Annotated in this window: 23 protein-coding genes; 17 read left to right on the top strand and 6 right to left on the bottom strand. The window is 68.5% G+C overall.

Annotation, left to right across the window (positions count from 1 at the left end):
• Positions 1-145: 145 nt before the first annotated feature.
• From E5P3_RS13240 to E5P3_RS13220, 5 genes are all read left to right on the top strand, one after another.
• Positions 146-1,489: an NAD(P)/FAD-dependent oxidoreductase gene (locus tag E5P3_RS13240; protein WP_162586405.1), complete on the top strand. Its 1,344-nt coding sequence runs from the start codon at positions 146-148 to the stop codon at positions 1,487-1,489.
• Between the two features lie 14 nt (positions 1,490-1,503).
• Positions 1,504-1,914: a VOC family protein gene (locus E5P3_RS13235; protein WP_162586404.1), complete on the top strand. Its 411-nt coding sequence runs from the start codon at positions 1,504-1,506 to the stop codon at positions 1,912-1,914.
• 67 nt (positions 1,915-1,981) lie between these two features.
• Positions 1,982-2,404, top strand: coding sequence for a GNAT family acetyltransferase (locus E5P3_RS13230; protein WP_162586403.1), 423 nt, complete (start codon positions 1,982-1,984; stop codon positions 2,402-2,404).
• A gap of 7 nt (positions 2,405-2,411) precedes the next feature.
• Positions 2,412-2,897, top strand: a complete 486-nt coding sequence (locus E5P3_RS13225; RefSeq protein ID WP_162586402.1) for a RidA family protein — start codon at positions 2,412-2,414, stop codon at positions 2,895-2,897.
• Positions 2,898-2,953: 56 nt separating this feature from the next.
• Entirely contained in the window at positions 2,954-3,343 is a 390-nt protein-coding gene (locus tag E5P3_RS13220) for a lysozyme inhibitor LprI family protein (RefSeq protein WP_162586401.1), read from the top strand.
• Positions 3,344-3,812: 469 nt separating this feature from the next.
• Here E5P3_RS13220 and E5P3_RS13215 read toward each other — a convergent pair whose 3' ends face one another.
• Positions 3,813-5,507: a long-chain fatty acid--CoA ligase gene (locus E5P3_RS13215; protein ID WP_162586400.1), complete on the bottom strand. Its 1,695-nt coding sequence runs from the start codon at positions 5,505-5,507 to the stop codon at positions 3,813-3,815.
• 187 nt (positions 5,508-5,694) lie between these two features.
• Here E5P3_RS13215 and E5P3_RS13210 point away from each other — a divergent pair, with 187 nt between their 5' ends.
• The 8 genes from E5P3_RS13210 to E5P3_RS13175 all read left to right on the top strand — a co-directional run bounded on the left by E5P3_RS13210 (position 5,695) and on the right by E5P3_RS13175 (position 11,603).
• On the top strand, positions 5,695-6,135 hold the full coding sequence (locus E5P3_RS13210; RefSeq protein WP_162586399.1) for an OsmC family protein: 441 nt from the start codon (positions 5,695-5,697) through the stop codon (positions 6,133-6,135).
• A 100-nt stretch (positions 6,136-6,235) separates the two neighbouring features.
• Positions 6,236-7,024 carry a GntR family transcriptional regulator gene (locus E5P3_RS13205; protein WP_162586398.1) on the top strand — a complete coding sequence of 263 codons (789 nt, stop codon included), beginning with the start codon at positions 6,236-6,238 and terminating at the stop codon, positions 7,022-7,024.
• Positions 7,021-7,812 carry a transporter substrate-binding domain-containing protein gene (locus E5P3_RS13200; RefSeq protein WP_162586397.1) on the top strand — a complete coding sequence of 264 codons (792 nt, stop codon included), beginning with the start codon at positions 7,021-7,023 and terminating at the stop codon, positions 7,810-7,812. The genes E5P3_RS13205 and E5P3_RS13200 overlap by 4 nt, the downstream gene beginning before the upstream one ends.
• Before the next feature lie 12 nt (positions 7,813-7,824).
• Positions 7,825-8,487: an amino acid ABC transporter permease gene (locus E5P3_RS13195; RefSeq protein ID WP_162586396.1), complete on the top strand. Its 663-nt coding sequence runs from the start codon at positions 7,825-7,827 to the stop codon at positions 8,485-8,487.
• Positions 8,488-8,580: 93 nt separating this feature from the next.
• Complete coding sequence (locus tag E5P3_RS13190) at positions 8,581-9,234, top strand: amino acid ABC transporter permease (RefSeq protein WP_162586395.1); 654 nt, start codon at positions 8,581-8,583, stop codon at positions 9,232-9,234.
• Positions 9,218-10,003, top strand: coding sequence for an amino acid ABC transporter ATP-binding protein (locus tag E5P3_RS13185; RefSeq protein ID WP_162586394.1), 786 nt, complete (start codon positions 9,218-9,220; stop codon positions 10,001-10,003). Before E5P3_RS13190 ends, E5P3_RS13185 begins: the two co-directional genes overlap by 17 nt.
• A gap of 35 nt (positions 10,004-10,038) precedes the next feature.
• On the top strand, positions 10,039-10,617 hold the full coding sequence (locus E5P3_RS13180; RefSeq protein ID WP_162586393.1) for a DUF1439 domain-containing protein: 579 nt from the start codon (positions 10,039-10,041) through the stop codon (positions 10,615-10,617).
• Entirely contained in the window at positions 10,614-11,603 is a 990-nt protein-coding gene (locus E5P3_RS13175; protein ID WP_162586392.1) for a glycerophosphodiester phosphodiesterase, read from the top strand. The genes E5P3_RS13180 and E5P3_RS13175 overlap by 4 nt, the downstream gene beginning before the upstream one ends.
• 21 nt (positions 11,604-11,624) lie before the next feature.
• Here E5P3_RS13175 and E5P3_RS13170 read toward each other — a convergent pair whose 3' ends face one another.
• On the bottom strand, positions 11,625-12,098 hold the full coding sequence (locus tag E5P3_RS13170; RefSeq protein WP_162586391.1) for a Cd(II)/Pb(II)-responsive transcriptional regulator: 474 nt from the start codon (positions 12,096-12,098) through the stop codon (positions 11,625-11,627).
• A gap of 55 nt (positions 12,099-12,153) precedes the next feature.
• On the opposite strand from E5P3_RS13170, the gene E5P3_RS13165 reads away from it, so the two are divergent.
• The 3 genes from E5P3_RS13165 (at position 12,154) to E5P3_RS13155 (ending at position 14,234) form a co-directional block, all read left to right on the top strand.
• Complete coding sequence (locus E5P3_RS13165) at positions 12,154-12,804, top strand: cation transporter (RefSeq protein ID WP_162586390.1); 651 nt, start codon at positions 12,154-12,156, stop codon at positions 12,802-12,804.
• An 80-nt stretch (positions 12,805-12,884) separates the two neighbouring features.
• Positions 12,885-13,919, top strand: a complete 1,035-nt coding sequence (locus E5P3_RS13160; protein ID WP_162586389.1) for a P1 family peptidase — start codon at positions 12,885-12,887, stop codon at positions 13,917-13,919.
• 123 nt (positions 13,920-14,042) lie between these two features.
• A complete protein-coding gene (locus E5P3_RS13155) occupies positions 14,043-14,234 on the top strand; it encodes a hypothetical protein (protein ID WP_162586388.1) in 192 nt (63 codons plus the stop codon).
• Between the two features lie 118 nt (positions 14,235-14,352).
• Here E5P3_RS13155 and E5P3_RS13150 read toward each other — a convergent pair whose 3' ends face one another.
• Both E5P3_RS13150 and E5P3_RS13145 read right to left on the bottom strand, forming a co-directional pair.
• Positions 14,353-14,577, bottom strand: coding sequence for a hypothetical protein (locus E5P3_RS13150; protein ID WP_162586387.1), 225 nt, complete (start codon positions 14,575-14,577; stop codon positions 14,353-14,355).
• A 256-nt stretch (positions 14,578-14,833) separates the two neighbouring features.
• Positions 14,834-15,664, bottom strand: a complete 831-nt coding sequence (locus E5P3_RS13145; RefSeq protein WP_162586386.1) for a helix-turn-helix transcriptional regulator — start codon at positions 15,662-15,664, stop codon at positions 14,834-14,836.
• Positions 15,665-15,773: 109 nt separating this feature from the next.
• On the opposite strand from E5P3_RS13145, the gene E5P3_RS13140 reads away from it, so the two are divergent.
• The gene (locus E5P3_RS13140) at positions 15,774-17,117 is read left to right on the top strand and encodes a TAXI family TRAP transporter solute-binding subunit (RefSeq protein ID WP_162586385.1); all 1,344 of its coding nucleotides are present in this window, start codon (positions 15,774-15,776) and stop codon (positions 17,115-17,117) included.
• 63 nt (positions 17,118-17,180) lie between these two features.
• Here E5P3_RS13140 and E5P3_RS13135 read toward each other — a convergent pair whose 3' ends face one another.
• Positions 17,181-18,497, bottom strand: coding sequence for a PQQ-dependent sugar dehydrogenase (locus tag E5P3_RS13135; protein WP_162586384.1), 1,317 nt, complete (start codon positions 18,495-18,497; stop codon positions 17,181-17,183).
• A gap of 82 nt (positions 18,498-18,579) precedes the next feature.
• The gene (gene ettA / locus E5P3_RS13130; protein WP_162586383.1) at positions 18,580-20,241 is read right to left on the bottom strand and encodes an energy-dependent translational throttle protein EttA; all 1,662 of its coding nucleotides are present in this window, start codon (positions 20,239-20,241) and stop codon (positions 18,580-18,582) included.
• Positions 20,242-20,344: the final 103 nt, after the last annotated feature.

The raw sequence follows: 20,344 nt of genomic DNA, 5'->3' as shown, positions 1-20,344 counted from the left end.
CGAAGGTTTTAGCCCATGCACGGAGGCCGGCGCCGTAGGACAAGGGCGCGCGGCGCGCGCCCCGACCGCGGCGCGCGGCCTGTCGAACGCGACACTTTGGCACAAGACGCCGGGGCCTGCACGGCGCCTGCGTATCATCCGGCGGATGAGCACGTCCCCCTCCACCCGCCCCCGAATCGTGATCATCGGCTGCGGCTTCGGCGGACTCGAGGCAGCGCGAAAGCTGCAGAACGCGGCCGTCGACATCACCATCGTCGACAAGACCAACCACCACCTGTTCCAGCCCCTGCTCTACCAGGTCGCGACCGCCGGCCTGGCGGCGCCCTCGATCGCCGCGCCGGTGCGCCTGCTGTTCCGCCGGCAGCCCAACATCACCACCCTGCTCGGCGAGGCGACGCGCATCGACCCCGGTGCGCGCGAGGTGCATCTGGCCGACGGCACCCGCCTGCCGTATGACCACCTGATCCTGGCCGCGGGCGCGACCCACAGCTACTTCGGCCACGACGACTGGTCGCGCACGGCCCCCGGCCTCAAGACCCTGGCCGATGCCTTCGAGATCCGGCGCCGGATCCTGATGAGCTTCGAGGCTGCCGAAGTCGAGACCGACCCGGCGCGCCGGCGCGCCCTGCTCACCTTCGCCGTGATCGGCGCCGGCCCGACCGGCGTCGAGATGGCCGGCACCCTGGCCGAGATCGCGCGTCACACCCTCAGTGGCGAATTCCGCCACATCGACCCACGCACGGCCGAGGTGCTGCTGATCGAGGGCGGCCCGCGCGTGCTGCAGGCCATGCCCGAGGTCCTGAGCCAGCGCGCGCTCGAGCAGTTGCAGAAGCTGGGCGTGCAGGTGCGCCTCAATGCGCGCGTGACGGCAGTCACGCCCGAGGGGCTGGAGGTCGAGTCGCCCTTCAGCGACGGCGGCGCCGGCACCGGCACCCACCGCATCGCCTGCCATTGCGTGATCTGGGCCGCCGGCGTGGCCGCCTCGCCGCTCGGTCGGATGCTGGCCGAGGCCACGGGCGCCGAATGCGACCGCGCCGGCCGCGTGAAGGTGCTGCCCGACCTCAGCCTGCCCGGCTATCCCGAGATCAGCGTGGTCGGGGACCTGGCGGCAGCCATGAGCTATCGCCCCGGCAAGGAGCCCGTGCCGGTGCCCGGCGTCTCCCCCGGCGCCAAGCAGGCGGGCCGTGCCGCGGCGGCGAACATCCTGCGCCGCCTCGCGGGCAAGGAGACCGTCCCGTTCCGCTACCGTGACTACGGCAACCTGGCCACCATCGGGCGCAACTCGGCCGTGGTCGACCTGGGCACGCCCATGGGGCCGCTGCGCTTCTGGGGTCGCCTGGCGTGGCTGTTCTGGCTTTTCGCGCATGCGTATTTCCTGATCGGCTTTCGCAACCGCATCGTGGTGCTGATGGACTGGGCCAGCGCCTACTGGAGCTTCCAGCGGCATGCGCGGGTGGTGGCGGACGTGCGGGGCAGGGGCGAGTCCTGAGAGCCGGCCATGCCATGATCCACATCCGCGACATCGATCACATCGTCCTGCGCGTCGTCGATCTCGACGCCATGCTTGGCTTCTACTGCGACGTGCTCGGCTGCACGGTCGAGCGCCGGCAGGAGGCCATCGGCCTGATCCAGCTGCGCGCCGGCCGCTCGATCGTGGATCTCGTGCCCGTCGATGGCGAGCTGGGCCGCGCCGGCGGCGCGCCGCCGGGCCGGGAAGGCCGCAATCTCGACCACTTCTGCCTTCGCGTCGATCCCTTCGATGAAGCGGCGATACGCAGCCACCTCGCGGCCCATGGCGTGCAGGCCGGGCCGACCGAAGCGCGCTACGGCGCGGAAGGCAGCGGCCCTTCCATCTACCTCCGGGATCCGGAGGGCAACGTGGTCGAACTCAAGGGTCCGCCCGGCAGCGTCTGAAGGGCTGCGCTTCCGCGCGGTCCCCTCCAGGCGACACTCGCACTACGCCCGACTCGCTCTTCCCGTGATGAAGATTCGCCCTTTCCAACCCACCGACGAAGCCGGTGTGATCGCCCTCTGGCAGGCCTGCGGCCTCACGCGCCCGTGGAACGACCCCCACCGCGACATCCAGCGCAAGCTCGGCGAGCAGCCCGAGCTCTTCCTGGTCGCCACCGGCGACGACGGCACGCTGCTCGGCTCCGCGATGGTCGGCTTCGACGGCCACCGCGGCTGGGTCTACTACCTCGCGGTCTCGCCCGAGCATCGGCGCATGGCCATCGGCCGTGCGCTCATGCGGGAGGCCGAGCGCTTGCTCACCGAGCGCGGCTGCCCCAAGATCAACCTCCTCGTGCGCTCGTCCAACGCCGAGGTCGTCGCTTTCTACCGCAGGCTCGGGTATACGCAGGACGATGTGATCAGCCTCGGACGACGCCTCATCCACGACACATGAGCGACACATGACACAGATCGAACGCAAGCTCCAGTCGCTCGGCCTGACCCTGCCGCCGCCTCTGCCCATGCCCGCCGGCGTGGTGCTGCCCTTTCCCTGGGTGCGCATCGTCGGCAACCGGGCTCTGATCTCGGGCCACGGCCCGCAGAACGCCGACGGCTCGCTGGCCGCGCCGCTCGGCAAGGTCGGGCGCGAGCTCACGCTCGAGCAGGGCCACCATGCGGCGCGCCTGACCGCGCTGGGCATCCTGGCGAGCCTGCAGCGCGCCCTCGGCGACCTGGACCGCATCACGGCCTGGGTGCGCGTGTTCGGCATGGTCAACGCGGTGCCCGACTTCGACCGCTTGCCCGCGGTGATCAACGGCTTCTCGGAGCTGGTCCTCGAGCTCTATGGGCCGGAGGCCGGCGCCCATGCGCGCAGCGCGGTCGGGCTGGCCGAACTGCCCTTCGGCATTCCGGTAGAGATCGAGGCGGAGGTCGAATTCCGCGCCTAGCGGGCCCGGCCGGCGCAGAATACGAGCTCCGACCCCAGCGATCGCGGAGTTTCGAAATGAAGAAGCTGTCCTGCCTTGGCACCGCCCTGCTCCTGCTTCCCGGCATCGTCTTCGCCGAGGAGCAGTGCAGGACCCGCAACACGGCCGAGATCAACCAGTGCGCGCAACAGGCGCTGGAGCGCAAGGACAGGGAGCTCAACGCCGCCTACCAGGCGCTGCTGAAGTCGCTCGATCCTCCCGGCAAGGCCGATGCCATCGACTACGCCGGCACCCGCAAGCTGCTGAGGCAGGCGCAGCGGGCCTGGATCCAGTTCCGCGCCGACGACTGCAGGGCCAAGTACATGCTCAACGCGGGCGGCACAGTGCGCGACATCGCCGCGCTCGGCTGCCAGATCGAGCACACCGAACAGCGCACCAAGCAGCTCAGGGATTGGCTCAAGGCCTGAGGCGCCGGCAGCACCCGTCGGTCGCCCTGGACAGTGGACGAGAGCGGCGACCACAGCCTGACCTCGATCAACCCCGACTATCCGGTATTCGTACTGTCGTTCTGCATCTTCACGAAGGCCTGCTATGCCGACACTTTGACGCCGGCCGTGCGCCGCCTGAAATTCGACATACCACTGGGGGCTGCAGCTTGCCGACCTGACGGCGCGCCCGATCGGGTTGTCCGTGATCAAGCCGCTTCAGGCCAATCAGGCGTTTGACGTGCTGAAGGCGAAATTCTTCACCGGCAGGCGAGGCCACACGATGAACGGCAACGGGCTGAAGGTTTTTCCGTAGCCCACAAAGCAGAAAGGCCCCCGGGATACCCCAGAAGCCTGACGCCGGTCGCGAACCCGCAACCCATTTGCAAAGCATTTTGCATGGACTGTCGCGATCTCCCGTGGCCGCCACGGGCTTGCCCGCATCAATTCTTTATTTCGCGCCGCTTTCCGCCTCCTGCAGCAACCGCCACATCACCTTGCCGCTGCCGCTCTTGGGCAGCACATCGACGAACTGCACGGTGCGCGGGATCTTGTACACGGCCATGTTCTCGCGGCACCAGTCGATGATCTCCTGCTCGGTGGTGTTCTTGTGGGTGGCGCGCAGCACCACCACCGCCTTGACCGACTCGCCGCGGTAGGCATCCTTCGTGGAGATCACGCACGCCTCCTGGATCGCCGGGTGGCGGAACATCAGGAGCTCGACCTCGGCCGGCCAGACCTTGAAGCCGCTGGCGTTGATCATGCGCTTGAGGCGGTCGGTGATGAAGAAGTAGCCGTCCTCGTCCATGCGGCCCATGTCGCCGGAACGGAAGAAGCGCTTGCCCTCGAACTCCACGAAGGCCGCCTCGGTCGCGTCGGGCCTTTTCCAGTAGCCCTGGAACACCTCGGGCCCGTGGATGATGATCTCGCCCGATTCGCCGATCGGCATCTCCTGCAGCGTGTCGGGGTCGACCACGCGCGCATCGGTGCTGATGAAGGGGATGCCCAGGCACTGCTGCTTGGGGTTGTCGAAGGGATTGGTGTGCGAAGGCGCCGCGGTCTCGGTGAGCCCGTAGCCTTCCGCGTACTTGAGCCCGTACTGCTCGTAGAGCCGCTGCGCCACCGCCTGCGGCATCGCCGCACCCCCGCCGCCGATGTGGACCAGGCTGCTGAGGTCGAAGCTCGCGAAGTTCGGGCTACCCAGCAGGTCGATCACCATGGTGGGGATGTTCGTCCAGCTGGTGACCTTGCGGCGCGAGATCAGCCGGCCGGCCACCTCGCGGTCCCAGCGCGGCATGACCACCAGCGTGGCCGCGCTCATGATGGCGGTATGCAGCACGCTCACCGTGCCGGTGATGTGGAACATCGGCACCACCGCCAGCACCACCGTCTCCGACGAACTCAGGCCCCATAGCTGGCAGGCGTAGGCGTTGTGCATCAGGCTGGAGTGATGGTGGATGCACCCCTTGGGCAGGCCGGTGGTGCCGCTGGTGTAGGGCAGGAGCGCCATGTCGTTGGCGCCCACCGCATGCGCGGGCGGCGCGTGGCCCGCGGCCAGCGCCTCGGTCCAGGCCATGACGCGGCCGCCGGCCAGCGAAGGCAGCGGATGGCGGGTGAGCAGCCAGTCCCGCCAGCCCGGCGGCGGCGCCTCGTCGCCCTGCGCGTCCGGGTCGAAGGCGTCGGTGAACTGCGTGACGATCAGGTGCGCCAGGCGCTCGCCGGGCGCGAGCGCGTCGCTGGCCTTGACGAGCTCGGGCGCCAGGTCGCCGGTGGTGATGGCCACCTTGGCGTCCGGATCGGTGATGTAGTGCTTGAGCTCCTCGGCCCGGTTCATCGGGTTGACCGGCACCACCACCGCATTGGCGCGCAGGATGGCGAAATGCGCGATCACCAGCTGCGGGCAGTTCTGCATGTCCAGGACCACGCGGTCGCCGCGCTTCACGCCCAGCGCATGCAGTTGGCCGGCCAGCCGCTCGACCTGCTCGGCGAGCTCGCGATACGAGGTCTCGCTGCCGAAGAAAACCAGCGCGGTCTTGTCCGGGAAGCGCTCGGCGGCGGTGGCGAGGTTGTGCCACAGCGAGGTGGCCGGGACGGTGATCGAACGGGGCAGGCGCTGCGGCCAGAACTTGTAGTGCGGGCGATCCATACGGACTCCATGGGGACGGGCAAGCCTACGATGCCACACGGGCCGGACGTATCGGGGAAGCCCCCACCGCGTCGCATCGGCGACTCTGCAAGTGGAGATGCTCGCTCATCCCGGCGGCCGACAGACATGTCACCTGTTCCGGCGTACAACATCGGCTCCTTCACCCCACCACCACCGAGGAGCTCTCATGGCAGCAGACAAGCGCGCAAGTGTTCACTGGGAAGGCGCCGGCAAGACCGGCAAGGGCCGGATCAGCACGGAGACGGGCGCACTCAAGGACTATCCCTACGGCTTCAAGAGCCGCTTCGAGGACGATCGCACGGGCACGAACCCGGAGGAGATCCTGGGTGCGGCGCATGCGGGCTGCCTCACGATGGCCCTCGCCTTCGCGCTGGAAGGCGCCGGCTTCACCGCCACCCGCATCGACACCAAGGCCGCGGTGCGCCTCGCGCAGGACGGCCCTGGCTTCAAGATCGACCGCATCCAGCTCGAGCTGGAAGCCGTGATTCCTGGCATCGACGAGGCGAAGTTCCAGGAGCTCGCCGCCGGCGCCAAGGCCGGCTGCCCGCTGTCGAAGGCGCTGGCGAGCGTGCCCGAGATCACGCTGAAGGCCACGCTCGGGAACTGAGCCTCTTCCTGGCGGTGCACGCGCCGCGGGCAGGCGCCACCCGATTTGGTGCACACGCCTTGCATACCAGCAGGCACGAAAGCTGCTGGTATGCAGGCGCATGTCCATCACCGCCCCCGAAATCAGCGCCCGCATCGTCGAAGCCGTGATGGCGCAGAAGCTCGCCCCGGGCTCGCGCCTGGGCGAGCAGCAGCTCGCGATGCTGTTCGATTGCAGCCGCACCATCGTGCGGGAGGCGCTCACGCGGCTGGCGGCGCGCGGCATCGTGACCGTGAGCGCCAGGCGCGGCTGGTTCGTGATCGAGCCGTCGCAGGACGAGGCGCGCGAGGCCTTCGAGGCGCGCCGCGTGATCGAGTCCGGCCTGATCCGAAGCGCCGGCCGCATCGGCAAGGAGGCGCTGCGCTCGCTCAAGACGCACCTGCAGCGTGAGAAGGCGGCCCTGAGGGGCAGCGATGTCGGCACCCGCAGCTTCCTGCTGGGCGACTTCCACGTGTGCCTGGCCGAATGCCTGGGCAATTCACTGCTGGCCGACACGCTGCGCGACTTCACCGCGCGCACCACCCTGATCGCGATGCTCTACCAGTCCTCGCACGACGCGGCGCAGTCCTGCGAGGACCACGTGCGCATCGTCGCGGCGCTGGAGCGCGGCGACGCGGCCGGCGCCGAGGCGCTGATGACCGAGCACATCGGCACCGTGCAGTCGGCGCTGCGCGTGCAGAGCCAGGCCGATCCGCTGGCGCAGCTGCGCGATGCGCTCGCGCCGCTCGACAACCCGCCCGGCGCCCCGAAGCCCAAGGCACAGGTCTTGCGTACCCGCGCTCGAGCCAAGGTCTCCGACGCCCCATCCCCACCCGACGATTCATCGACTTACCTAGGAGCCCTGCTATGAAGTTTTCCCGCCGCCTGTTCGTCCTCGGCCTCGCAACGTCCGCCCTGCTCGCCACCGGCGCCGCCCCGGCCCAGAGCGCGCTCGACAACGTGCTGAAGTCCAAGACCCTCAAGGTCGCGATTCCCACCGACTACCCGCCCTACGGCTTCGTCGGCCCCGACATGGCACCCCAGGGCCTGGACGTGGAAATGGCGAAGCTCATCGCCGCCAAGCTGGGCGTCAAGGCCGAGCTGGTACCCGTCACCAGCGCCAACCGCATCCCCTACCTGCAGACGAAGAAGGCCGACCTCGTGATCTCCACGCTGGGCAAGAATGCCGAGCGCGAGAAGGTGATCGACTTCAGCGCCGCCTATGCACCCTTCTTCCAGGCCGTGTATGCGTCCAAGGGCCTCGCCATCAAGAGCTTTGCCGACATGGCCGGCAAGAGCGTGGCCGTGACGCGCGGCGCGATGGAAGACCAGGAGCTCGCCAAGGTGGCACCGGCCAACGTCGACTACAAGCGCTTCGAGGACAACAACGCCACCATCGCCGCCTTCGTCGCCGGCCAGACGCAGACCATCGCCACCAGCGCCGCGGTCGCTGTGAACATGATGCAGAAGAACCCTCAGCTGGGCGCCGAGTACAAGCTGCTGCTCAAGGACAGCCCTTGCTACGTGGGCATCGCCAAGGGCGAGGATGCGCTGAAGGCCAAGGTCAACGAGATCATCGCGGCCGCCAAGAAGGACGGCACGCTCGATGCCATGTCCAAGAAGTTCCTCGGCAAGGAAGCCGGCGACCTGCCGTCCTGACACCGCGCCGCCATGGGCATCGAGTTCGACTTCGGGGCCGTGCTCGGCCAATGGCCGCTGCTGGTCAGGGGCGTCCTATGGACGCTGGGCCTCACGCTCATCGCCACGCTGATCGGCATGGCGGTCGGCATCGCCTGCGCCTGGGCCCGGGCGAGCGGGCCGGCTTGGCTGCGCTGGATCGTGGGCAGCTACGTGGAGCTGATCCGCAACACGCCTTTCATCGTGCAGCTGTTCTTCATCTTCTTCGGGCTGCCTGCCGCGGGCTTCAAGCTCTCGCCGGAGATGGCCTCCGTGATCGCGATGGTGATGAACCTCGGCGCCTACGCCACCGAGATCATCCGCGCCGGCATCGAGGCCACGCCGCGCGGCCAGATCGAAGCCGCCGTGAGCCTGGCGCTCAACAAGGTGCAGGTGTTCACGCGCGTGGTGCTGCCGCCGGCGATGAAGAAGGTCTGGCCCGCGATGGTGAGCCAGATCATCATCGTGATGCTGGGCTCGGCCGTGTGCAGCCAGATCTCGACCGAGGAGCTGAGCTACGCGGCCAACCTGATCCAGAGCCGCAACTTCCGCGCCTTCGAGGCCTTCATCATCGCGACCGCCATCTACCTGGCGCTCTCGGTGGCGGCACGGCGGCTGCTCAACTGGGCAGGGCCGAAGTTCTTCTTCGGGAGGTAGCATGAAAAGCCCCCACGCTCGTCACTTCGTGTACTCGCTGCCCCCCGAGGGGGCGGCGGCCTCCCTTGGGGCGGCCCGGCGGGAGGCCTGGCGATGATCGAGTTCTCCCTCTGGGACATCGTGCGCAACCTGCTGCTGGCGCTGCGCTGGACGGTGGTGCTGTCGCTCATCGCCTTTGTCGGCGGCGGGCTGGTGGGCGGCCTGCTGCTGTTCCTGCGCCTGTCGGGCGGTCCGCTGGCCGATCGGCTGATCGGCCTCTACGTGCAGCTGTTCCAGGGCACGCCGCTGCTGATGCAGCTGTTCCTGGCCTACTTCGGCATCGCGCTGCTCGGCATCGAGGTCTCGGCCTGGACCGCGGCGTCGGTCGCGCTGACGCTCTACACCAGCGCCTTCCTGACCGAGATCTGGCGCGGCTGCGTGGCCGCCATCCCCAAGGGCCAGTGGGAGGCCTCGGGCAGCCTGGCGCTGAGTTTCGGCGAGCAGATGCGCCATGTGATCCTGCCGCAGGCCAAGCGCATCGCCATCGCGCCCACAGTGGGCTTCCTGGTGCAGGTGATCAAGGGCACGGCGCTGGCCTCGGTGATCGGCTTCGTCGAGCTGACGAAGGCCGGCAGCATGATCTCGAACGCCACCTTCAAGCCCTTCGTGGTCTTCAGCTGCGTGGCCCTGCTCTATTTCGCGCTGTGCTTTCCCGTGAGCCTGTACGCCAAGAACCTCGAAAGGAAGATCCATGGCGCTGATCGCTGAAGCCCCACCCGCCGCTGCGCCCGCCAAGGGCGCCGCGCCCATCGTCCGCATCACCGCCCTGCGCAAGGCCTACGGCAGCAACGAGGTGCTGAAGGGCATCGATCTCGATGTCCGGCGCGGCGAGGTGATCGCCATCATCGGCAAGAGCGGCTCGGGCAAGAGCACGCTGCTTCGCTGCATCAACGGCCTCGAGGTGTTCCAGGAGGGCTCGCTCACGGTGCATGGCAAGCCGCTGCTGCACGAGAGCGCAATGGCCATGCGCGAGCTGCGGCAGCACGTGGGCATGATCTTCCAGAGCTTCAACCTGTTCCCGCACCTCACGGTGGGCAGGAACGTGATGCTCGCGCCGACGCTGGTCAAGAAACGCAGCAGCCTCGAAGCAGCCTCGCAGGCGCGCAAGCTGCTCACCCGCGTGGGCCTGGAGCAGAAGTTCGATGCCATGCCCGACCAGCTTTCGGGCGGCCAGCAGCAGCGCGTGGCCATTGCGCGCGCCCTCGCAATGGAACCTGCGGTGTTGCTGTGCGACGAGATCACTTCCGCGCTCGACCCCGAGCTGGTGGGCGAGGTGCTCCGCGTGGTCGAGTCGCTGGCCGACGAGGGGATGACGCTGCTGATGGTCACGCACGAGATGAGCTTCGCGCGCAAGGTCAGCGACCGCGTGATCTTCATGCACCAGGGCCGGGTGCACGAGATGGGGCCGCCGGCCGAGCTGTTCGGCAATCCGCAGACAGCCGAGCTGAAACAGTTCCTCTCATCCCTGCACGACTGAACTGAACCATCGGGCTGTGGCAAGCTCCGAGCGGTATGTACCGCTTTCTCCCACCGCTGTCCCGTCGTCTGCTCCTGCGCGCGCTCATCGGGGCCGCCGCAGCGCCAGCGCCTTTCACGGCACTGGCGGGTTTCAATTTCTTCACCAGCGAATACACCGCGAGCCGCGAAGAGCTGCAGGCGCAGATCGCCAGGCGCTTTCCGGTTCAGCAGCGCTATGCCGAGATCTTCACCGTCGCCTTGCGCGATCCGCAGCTGGGCCTGGACGCCGAGGCCAACCGCGCCGCGATCACGGCCGCGCTCAGCATCGCCAGCCCGCTGCTTCGGCCCTCCACCGTCGAGGGCGTGGTCTCGGTCAGCAGCGCCCTCAAGTACGACGCGCCGGCCCGTGCGCTGCGGCTCGACCAGCCGAAGGCCGAGCGGCTCGAGCTGCAGGGCGTGACCGGGCGAGACGCCGAGCGCCTGCAGCAGATCGGCGCGTTGGTCGCGCAGGAACTGCTGCGCGGCCAGCCGCTGCGCACCTTCACCGCGGAGGAGCTCACCGTGGGGCGCAAGACCTACGAGATCGGTGACATCACCGTGCAACAGGACGGCATCAAGGTGGAACTCAAATGAAGCTCCCCTCCTGCGTGCCATGGCTGCTCACCGCTTCGCTGCTCGCCGCCTGCTCGGCGTTGGCGCCCGGTCCCCGGCAAGCCTTCGACCTTCAAGCCCACCGCGGCGGCCGCGCGCTCGCGCCGGAAAACACGCTGGCGGCCTTCGACAACGCAATGGACATTGGCGTCAGCACGCTCGAACTCGACATCGGCCTCACTGCCGACGGCGTGGTGGTGATCTCGCACGACACGGTGCTCAACCCCGACCACACGCGCGACGCGAATGGCGCCTTCCTTCCGGCCAAGGGCCCGGCGATCCGCACTCTGACGTTCTCGCAGCTGCAGGCCTACGACGTCGGCCGCATCGACCCCGCGACCCCCTACGGCAAGCAGTTCGCGCTGCAGGTGCCGCGCGACGGCGAGCGCATCCCGGCCCTGGCTGCGCTCTTCGATCGGGTGCGTGCGCGCAACGCCACGCAGGTCCGCTTCAACATCGAGACCAAGCTCGATCCGGCGCGCCCCGACGAGACCGCGGCACCGGATCTGATGGTGCGCTCGCTGCTGGCCGAGATCGACAAGGCGGGCATGGGCCCGCGCGTGACCGTGCAGAGCTTCGACTGGCGCACGCTGGCGCTGGTCGGCCAGTGGGCGCCGCAGCTGCAGCGCGCCTACCTCACGACCGGCCGCACGCTCAGGGACCCGCGCTGGACCTCGGGCCTGCGGCTCGAGGATTTCGGCTCGGCGCCGCGCCTGGTGAAGGCTGCCGCCGGCACGGCCCCGGGCAAGGTGACCTGGTCGCCGGCCTTCAACGACCTCACGGCCGCGCAGGTCCGGGAGGCACAGGCGCTGGGGTTCCAGGTCGTGCCCTGGACGGTCAACCAGCGCGCCGACATGGCGAGGTTGATGGACTGGCAGGTGGACGGCATCATCACCGACGACCCTGCGCTGCTGCGCGACCTGATGCGCGAGCGCGGGCTGGCGCTTCCGCCGCCCTCGAAGCCCTGAGCGCCCTTGCCGCGGCGGCGCTCAAACGTGGCGGGTGGCCCGCGTCCCCGGTGCCTCGCCTGCGGGCTGCGCATCGGCACGCGCGTGCAGCGCCTCGATGATGTGGCATTGCGCATCGCTGCCGTCGCAGCAGTCGCGCAGGGCGATCAAGTCCTTCTCGAGCGACCGAAGCTCGCGCAGGCGCTCCCGCACATGGCCCAGGTGCGCATCGAGCGCCACGCTCGCCGCGGCGCAGTCCGCCTTGCTGCGCAGGTCCAGCCCGAGCAGCGCGCGCACCTCGTCCAGCGACATGTCCATCGCGCGGCACAGGCGGATGAAGCGCAGCCGGTGCACGTCGGCATCGGTGTACAGCCGGTAGCTGTTGTCGCCGCGCGCCTGCGGCTCGACCAGGCCTTCCTTCTCGTAGTAGCGGATGTTGGTGGCGCTCAGGCCGCTCCTCGCGGCGGCATCGCCGATGCGGTAACCCTGTTGGGCGGGCGGGATTGCGACAGGCATGGCTTGACCTTCCAGTGACTTCAACCTTTCCAATCGTGCCATCCCTGGAGAAACCATGTCTGCGAACTGCTGCGAACACGATCACGACCATGAACACCTTTCGGCCGCCGACACGCCGCGCTATCGGCGTGTGCTCTGGGTGGCGCTGGCGCTCAATGCCCTCATGTTCGCGGTCGAGATCGGCGCCGGCTTCCGTTCGGGTTCGGTGTCCCTCCTGGCCGATGCGATCGACTTCTTCGGCGACGCCGCCAACTACGGCGTCACGCTGGCGGTACTGTCGATGGGCCTCGCCTGGCGCGCCCGCGCCGCCGTGCTCAAGGGGCTCAGCATGCTGGGCTTCGGCCTCTTCGTGGCCGGCAAGACCTTCTGGTCGGCAACGCAGGGCCTGCCGCCCGAGGCGCTGACCATGGGGCTGGTGGGCGCGCTGGCCCTGGGCGTGAACGTGGCCGTCGCACTGCTGCTCTACGCCTTCCGCGAGGGCGATGCCAACATGCGCAGCGTATGGCTGTGCTCGCGCAACGATGCCATCGGCAACGTGGCGGTGATGCTCGCGGCGCTCGGCGTCTTCGGCACCGGCTCGGCCTGGCCCGACCTGGCGGTCGCGGCGGTGATGGCGGCGCTGGCCCTCAGCGGCGGCTGGTCGGTGCTGCGGCAGGCGCGCGGCGAGCTGGGCCGCGCGGACGCCGCGCAAGCGAAGCGGGCCTGAGCCAGCCGCGCGGCCGCTCCGAAGTCGCACCGCACCGTGGCCGAAGGCCGCTTCGGCCGGCGGTTCCATAATCGTCGGCGATGTCCCAGCAGCCTTCTCCCTCCCCCTGTTCCTCTTCCACGGCGCCGAACGCGGGCGCCATCACCGACGTCGCCGGCATCGAGGTCGGCCATTTCAGCGATCCGCGTCGCCCCACCGGTTGCACCGTGATCCTGGCGCGCGAAGGCGCAGTGGCCGGCGTGGACGTGCGCGGCGCCGCGCCCGGCACGCGTGAGACCGATCTGCTCGCACCCGGCAATTTGGTCCAGCAGGTGCATGCCGTGATGCTCGCCGGCGGCAGCGCCTGGGGCCTGGCCGCGGCCGAGGGCGCGATGCGCTGGCTGGAGGAGCGCGGCATCGGCCTCGACGTGCGCTTCGGCACCCTGCCGATCGTGCCCGCCGCCGTGCTGTTCGACCTGCCTGTCGGCGATGCGCGCATCCGTCCCGATGCCGCTGCTGGCTACGCGGCCTGCGAGTCCGCGTCGACGGCGGTCCCCGCCGAAGGCAATGTCGGCGCCGGCAGCGGCGCGCTGGTGGGCAAGCTCTTCGGTCTGCACCGCGCGATGAAGGGCGGGATCGGCAGTGCCTCGGTCACCGTCAACGGCGTGACTGTCGGCGCGCTGATTGCCTGCAACGCGCTCGGCGATGTGCTCGACCCGGATACCGCGCAGGTCGTGGCCGGCGCGCGCACCGAGGACGGAGGGGCCTTGCTCGACACGCGCCGCGCCCTGCTGCGCGGCGAGCTGCCGCAGCCGCTGCTGGCAGGCACCAACACCACGCTGGGCGTGATCGCGACCGACGCCCGGCTCACCAAGGTCCAGGCCAACCGGCTCGCGGCCGTGGCCCACGACGGCCTGGCGCGCGCGATCAACCCGGTGCACACCATGAGCGATGGAGACACCCTGTTCGCGCTCGCCACCGGGCGCGTTCCGCTCGAGGGCGATGCACCGGGGATGACGGTGCTGGGCACGATGGCTGCCGAGGTCGTGGCACGGGCGACGCTGCGGGCGGTGCGGGCGGCACGCACAGTGCGGATCGGAGAAAGGGTCTTCCCGGGCGCCTCGGAGCTGGGCTGACCGATCGGTAAGCCTGCAAGCCAAGTCCGCAACCACTATCGGACCTGCATGGCTGCGCCAAAAAGCCTTAGCCTCGCGGGGTGCCGATTCGGGCACTCACCACTTCATCCAAGGAGATCCAACATGAAGAAAATCCTTCTCGCCCTCGCGGCCTGCGCCGTGTGCGCAGCTGCCATGGCGCAACCCATGCATCCGTCGCCGCATTCGCGCATGGAACGCAAGCATGTGACGCCTCATCACCGCAAGCACAAGGTCTGGGTGCCTGCACATCGGGAGCATGGGCGGCGCGTTCCGGGGCATTACGTCTGGCGTTAGGCGCCGGGGCTGCTGGAAGCCAGATCCGGGGGCGTCTGCCCCCGCGAACGACGACCGTCCACTTTGGCGATTCAGTGGAGCAGATGAGCCCTGCATCGCCGATGGCTGTACCAGTCGCTCAATCCGCCTTGTTCACCAGCTTTGCCATCAATAAATTGAGGAATGCGCCCAGCGCAACGATCATCGCAACGACGATCACGCCAATGCCGTAATACACGAGAAATTCCCACGGCAAGATGAAACCGACCATCCACTGACTTGCTGCAGCCATCGAAAGACCCAATAGCAACAGCATTGCAATCGCCTTGAACAGCAAGGCCACTTTCATGGCAAGACTGGGCATCGGCTCTCAAGCGCCGGTGTCAGATGGAATCCACTGCGACACATGCCGCGGCGGCAGGGCGTCGCTCGAAGACGCTCTGTCCACTGAATTCGTAAGGCACCGAGCGGTCCAGGCAGGGCAACCCCGGCAGCATGCAAGGACCACGGCGCGCGCAAGGGCGCACCTCTTGATTCGCATATCGATCTCCCCGTGACTGATGCTTCTTGGCGACCCACCGCTCAAGACCCCGGCATTTGGCGGGAAGCGCGCCGCCGCCTCAATCCCCCGATCGGGTTATTCGAAATGACCCGATCGGGTCAAAGCCGTTCATGCGCGAGCGCGCCGATGATTGCGCCGGACCCGGCGGCTCGCCCGACAGGACCCGGTGCGCCAACTCCACGCGGTTCCTCACGCCGACCCGATTCATCAGCATGGCGAGCTGCCGCTTGATGGTCTCCCCGCTCTTGCCGAGGTGCCGACCGATTTCCTTGTTGGTCATGCCTCGCAGCAGCAGGTCGAGCACGGCGCGCTCTGTCGGCGTGAATGTCAGCTGAGGCACGGCAGCAGGGTTCGCGATGGCGCGGGCCTGCTCACAGCGATAGAGGCGGCTGAGTGCGGCATGCAACGCCGGCATCACCTGCTGCTGCAGCGCATGGCGATCCGCAACCATCTCCTGTCCCACGTTGTAGAACGCAGCCGCGGTGAGCACGCGCCCGTCCCCCTGGCCCTCCACATGCGACAGCCCCAGCACGTTGTACCAACCGGCACGCCGGAAGCTCGCGCGCCAGAAAGGGTCGGCGTCAACGCCCCGATCCTCCTCGACGTCGAAAAACTCAGGACCGCCGGATCGGATCAACCTCGTCAGAACCGGGCTTCTGACATTGCTTCCCACGCAGACGATCGCGGCCTCATAGGCGGGCGGAAGACCGAAGCTCCAGGTCTGGATGGACGTGTAGCCGCCGGAATGCGGAATCGACTGCCCGCACAACACCGCGGCGCTCGGCAAGATGGCCTTCAGCAGTTCCTCGACCCACCACTCCAGGCTGTCGCCGTCACTGACGAACCGTGCGGCGCCGGTCAATACGTCCTCGGACGTTCGTGTTTTCATTCGTGCTCCCTGAAATTCGCACGCGCTTTGTAACCGAGCCGGCGCGAAAAGCCAATCAAAATGCGCTCCCGCGCGCCTCAGCGCGTCCAAGCCCCTACCCGCCTGCTGCATGCCCCGAACCATCCGCCTCATCCTCCTGTCCATCCGCGACCTGATCGCCTCCGCCGGACCGGTGGTGTTCCTCGTGATCGGCCTCCTGATCGCCGCCTACTGGTGGCTGGACCCGCAACCGCCCAAACGCGTGACGCTGGCCACCGGGCCCTCGGGCAGCGCCTATGCCGAGTTCGGCAAGCGCTATGCAGCGGCACTCAAGGCCAACGGCATCGAGGTCGAGTTGAAACCCACTGACGGCTCGCAGGACAACCTGCAGCTGCTGCGCAGCGGCGGAGCCGATGTGGGCTTCGTGCGCGGCGGCAGCGCCGACCCGGTGGCGGACGAGCAGGCGGGGCTGACTTCGCTGGGCAGCCTGTTCTACGAACCGCTGTGGTTTTTCTACCGCGCCGACGCAGCACGGGCGATCGACCGCAAGAGCGGGCGGCTCACATCGCTCGCCCAGTTCAAAGACCTGCGCGTCAACGTCGACAAGCCCGGCAGCGGCGTGCCCGAGGTGATGGAGCGGATGTTCCGCGCCAACCACCTGGACCCGCAAGCGCTGCAGCTGTCCAATCTCGAACAGACGCCTGCCACGGAGGCATTGCAGGCCGGGCTGCTCGACGTGATCGTGCTGGCCTCGGCGCCACAGTCGCCGCTGGTGCAGCGGCTGCTGCGCGCGCCGGACATCCGGCTCATGGACTTCGGCCAGAGCGATGCCTATTCGCGCCGCTTCGCCTTCCTGCAGCCCGTCACCCTGCCGCGCGGCGTGGTCGACCTGGCGACCGACCTGCCGCCGCACGACGAGCCGCTGGTCGCGGCCACCACCTCGCTGCTGGCGCGCGAGCAAACGCATCCCGCCCTGCGCCAGCTCTTCGCGCAAGCGGCGCAGACCCTGCACAGCGACGCCGGCTGGTTCAACGGCGCGCGCGACTTCCCGAACACCCGCACCAGCGAGTTGCCGGTGAGCCCCGAGGGCGACCGCGCCATCAACGGCACGCCGCCCTTCTGGCAGCGCTACCTGCCCTTCTGGGCCAGCAACCTGGTGGAGCGCATGTGGCTGGTGCTGGGCGGCCTGCTGGTGCTGATGCTGCCGCTCAGCCGCGTGGTGCCGCCGCTGTATCAGTTCCGGGTTCGGCGGCGCGTGTTCCGCTGGTATGCGCGGCTGCGCGAGGTCGAGAACAAGCTCGAAGCCGGCAAGGGCGAGCGCGAGGCGCTCATCGAGGAGCTGGACAACCTGGACCGCGTGGTCAACAAGGTGGCGGTGCCCCTCTCGTACGCGGAAGAGCTCTACGCGCTGCGCAATAACATCTACGCGGTGCGCAAGCGGGTGCTGGCACGAATGCCGCGCGCAGCCGGTTAGGTGCGCGGCGGCGAGCCAGAAGGATCAGACGGCGATGGCGGACCAGATCGCGAGCTGGCGGGCTCAGCGCTCCAGCCGCAACAGCTTGCCGTTGCTGCTGTCCGTCAGCACGTAGAGCCAGCCGTCGGGCCCCTGCCGCACGTCGCGGATGCGCTCGCCGCGATCGGCCAGCAGGCGTTCGCGCGCGGTCACCGTGTTGCCGCTGAGGGTGAGCCGCCACAGTGCCGTCCCTGCCAGTGCGCCGACGAACAGGCTGCCCTTCCAGTCGGGCAGCGCATCGCCGGTGTAGAAGACCATGCCGCTGGGTGCGATGGAGGACTTGGGCGTGCCCGCCGTCCAGGCCGAGCCGTCGGCCTTCTCCCAATAGCTGAGCGGTTGTTCCATGCCGGCCTTGGCGGTGCCCTCGCCGACCTGCGTGAGGGTGCCGTACTCCTGGCCGTAGCTGATGATCGGCCAGCCGTAGTTCCTGCCCGGCAGCGCGAGGTTGACCTCGTCGCCGCCCTGCGCGCCATGCTCGCTCACCCACAGATCGCCGGTGGCCGGGTGCAGCGCCGCGCCCTGGACGTTGCGATGGCCGTAGCTCCAGATCTGCGGCTGCGCGCCGGCCACGCCGAAATTCGGATTGCCCGGCGCCGGCGCGCCGTCGGTGGTGATGCGCATCACCTTGCCGTGGCCACGCGTGAGGTCCTGGGCAAAGCCGCGCTGGTCGGTGTTGGAGCGCTCGCCCAGGGTCACGAACAAGTGGCCGCTGCGATCGAAAACAAGGCGCGAGCCGAAGTGCGCGCTGCTCTGCGCCTTCGGCTGCTGCCTGAAGATCACGAGCACATTGGCCAGGCTGCGGTTGGCCACGTCGAGCTCGGCGCGCGCGACCGCCGTGCCGTTGAAGCTGGCGTCGGCGCCGTCGCGCTCCGCGTAGCTGAAGTAGATGCGGCGATTGCTGGCGAAGGCGGGGTCCACGGCGACGTCGAGCAGCCCGCCCTGCCCCACCGCCTCGACCGCGGGCACGCCGCTGACCTGGTCAGCGCCGCCGTTCACCGGCGTGCCGTCGGGATTGCGCAGGCGAATCTGGCCGCCGCGCTGCGTCACCAGCAGCTTGCCGTCGGGCAGGAAGGCGAGGCCCCAGGGATTGGCGAACCCGCTCGCCAGTTCGACCACCTTGACGTTCATCGGCGCGGGCGCCGGCGCGGGCGCCGGCGCAGGTGCAGGGGCCGGCGCGGGGGCCGGTGCAGGCCCGGGCGGCGGAGCCGGCGCCGGTGCGGGAGTGCCCGACCCGGACACGCCGAAGGCATTGATCGCGACGCTGCCGCCGCCCCCACCCCCGCCGCAAGCCGCGAGAAAAAGCGTAGCCCCCGCAGTCCACCGCCATGCTGCCGCTGCCATGTCCGCTCCTTCCGGTGCTCTACGCACCCGATTGGAAGTGGACGCCGGATCGCAGGCCGGTGGTGTCAGCGCACGCCGTCTTCTACTTCAGCGCCTTGAAGCGCATTCGATGCGGCTTGGCGCCTTCTTCGCCCAGGCGCTTCTTCTTGTCGGCCTCGTACTCCTGGTAGTTGCCGTTGAAGAAGGTCCATTGGCTGTCGCCCTCGGCCGCAAGGATGTGGGTCGCAATGCGGTCGAGGAACCAGCGGTCGTGGCTGATCACGAGGACCGAGCCCGCGAACTCGAGCAGTGCGTCCTCGAGCGCGCGCAGCGTCTCGACGTCCAGGTCATTCGAGGGTTCGTCCAGCATCAGCACGTTGCCGCCGGCGATCAGGGTCTTGGCCAGGTGCAGCCGGCCGCGCTCGCCGCCGGAGAGCGTGCCGACCTTCTTCTGCTGGTCGGCGCCGTTGAAGTTGAAACGGCCGGCATACGCGCGGCTCGCCATCTGGAACTTGCCGACGTTGATGATGTCGAGGCCGTTCGAGATGTCTTCCCACACCGTCTTGTCGTTGCCGAGCGCATCGCGGGACTGGTCGACGAAGGCCATCTTGACCGTCTGGCCGACCACCACCTCGCCGCTGTCCGGCTTCTCCTTGCCCGCGATCAACTTGAAGAGCGTGGACTTGCCGGCACCGTTCGGGCCGATGATGCCGACGATGGCGCCGGCGGGAATCTCGAAGCTCAGGTTGTCGATCAGCAAGCGGTCACCGAAGGACTTGCTGACGTTCTTGAACTCGATCACCTGGTTGCCCAGGCGTTCCGCCACGGGGATGAAGATCTCCTGCGTCTCGTTGCGCCTCTGGTATTCGTAGTCGGACAGTTCCTCGAAGCGGGCCAGGCGCGACTTGCTCTTGGCCTGGCGCGCCTTGGGGTTCTGGCGCGACCATTCGAGTTCCTTCTTCAGCGCCTTGGCGTGGGCTTCCTCGCTCTTCTGCTCCTGAGCCAGCCGTTCGCCCTTCTGCTCGAGCCAGGTGCTGTAGTTGCCCTTCCACGGGATGCCGCGGCCGCGGTCGAGTTCGAGAATCCACTCGGCCGCGTTGTCGAGGAAGTAGCGATCGTGGGTAATGGCCACCACGGTGCCCGGAAAGCGCTGCAGGAACACTTCGAGCCACTCGACCGATTCGGCGTCCAGGTGGTTGGTGGGTTCGTCGAGCAGCAGCATGTCGGGCTTGGAAAGCAGGAGCCGGCACAGCGCCACGCGGCGCTTCTCGCCGCCCGAGAGCACGCCGATGTTGGCTTCCCACGGCGGCAGGCGCAGCGCGTCGGCGGCAATCTCGAGCTGGTGCTCGGAGTCGGTACCGGCGGTCGCGATGATGGCTTCGAGCTCGGCCTGCTCGGCCGCCAGCGCGTCGAAGTCGGCGTCTTCCGCGCCGTAGGCCACGTACACCTCCTCGAGCCGCGCCTTGGCCGCGTAGACCGCGCCCATCGCTTCCTCGACCGACTCGCGCACCGTGTGCGCCGGGTTGAGCTTGGGCTCCTGCTCAAGGTAACCGATCGTGAGGCCGGGCATGGGCAAGGCCTCGCCTTCGAATTCCTTGTCGATGCCGGCCATGATCTTCAGCAGCGAGGACTTGCCCGAGCCGTTCAGGCCCAGCACGCCGATCTTGGCGCCGGGGAAGAAGGAAAGCGAAATGTCCTTCAAGATCTGCCGCTTGGGCGGCACGGTCTTGCTGACCTTGTTCATGGTGTAGACGTACTGGGCCATGGCTATCTGTGTCCGATGATGGGGGCTGCACGGGGTGGCCGGGAAACCGGGGAGGCACCGATCTTGCGCAAGGATCGAGTGCGAATCCGCCTTCTGGCATGCG

It is taken from the genome of Variovorax sp. RA8, from assembly GCF_901827175.1.
In the GTDB taxonomy this organism is placed as follows: Bacteria; Pseudomonadota; Gammaproteobacteria; order Burkholderiales; family Burkholderiaceae_C; genus Variovorax.
This window is presented reverse-complemented; position numbering and strand designations above follow the sequence as displayed.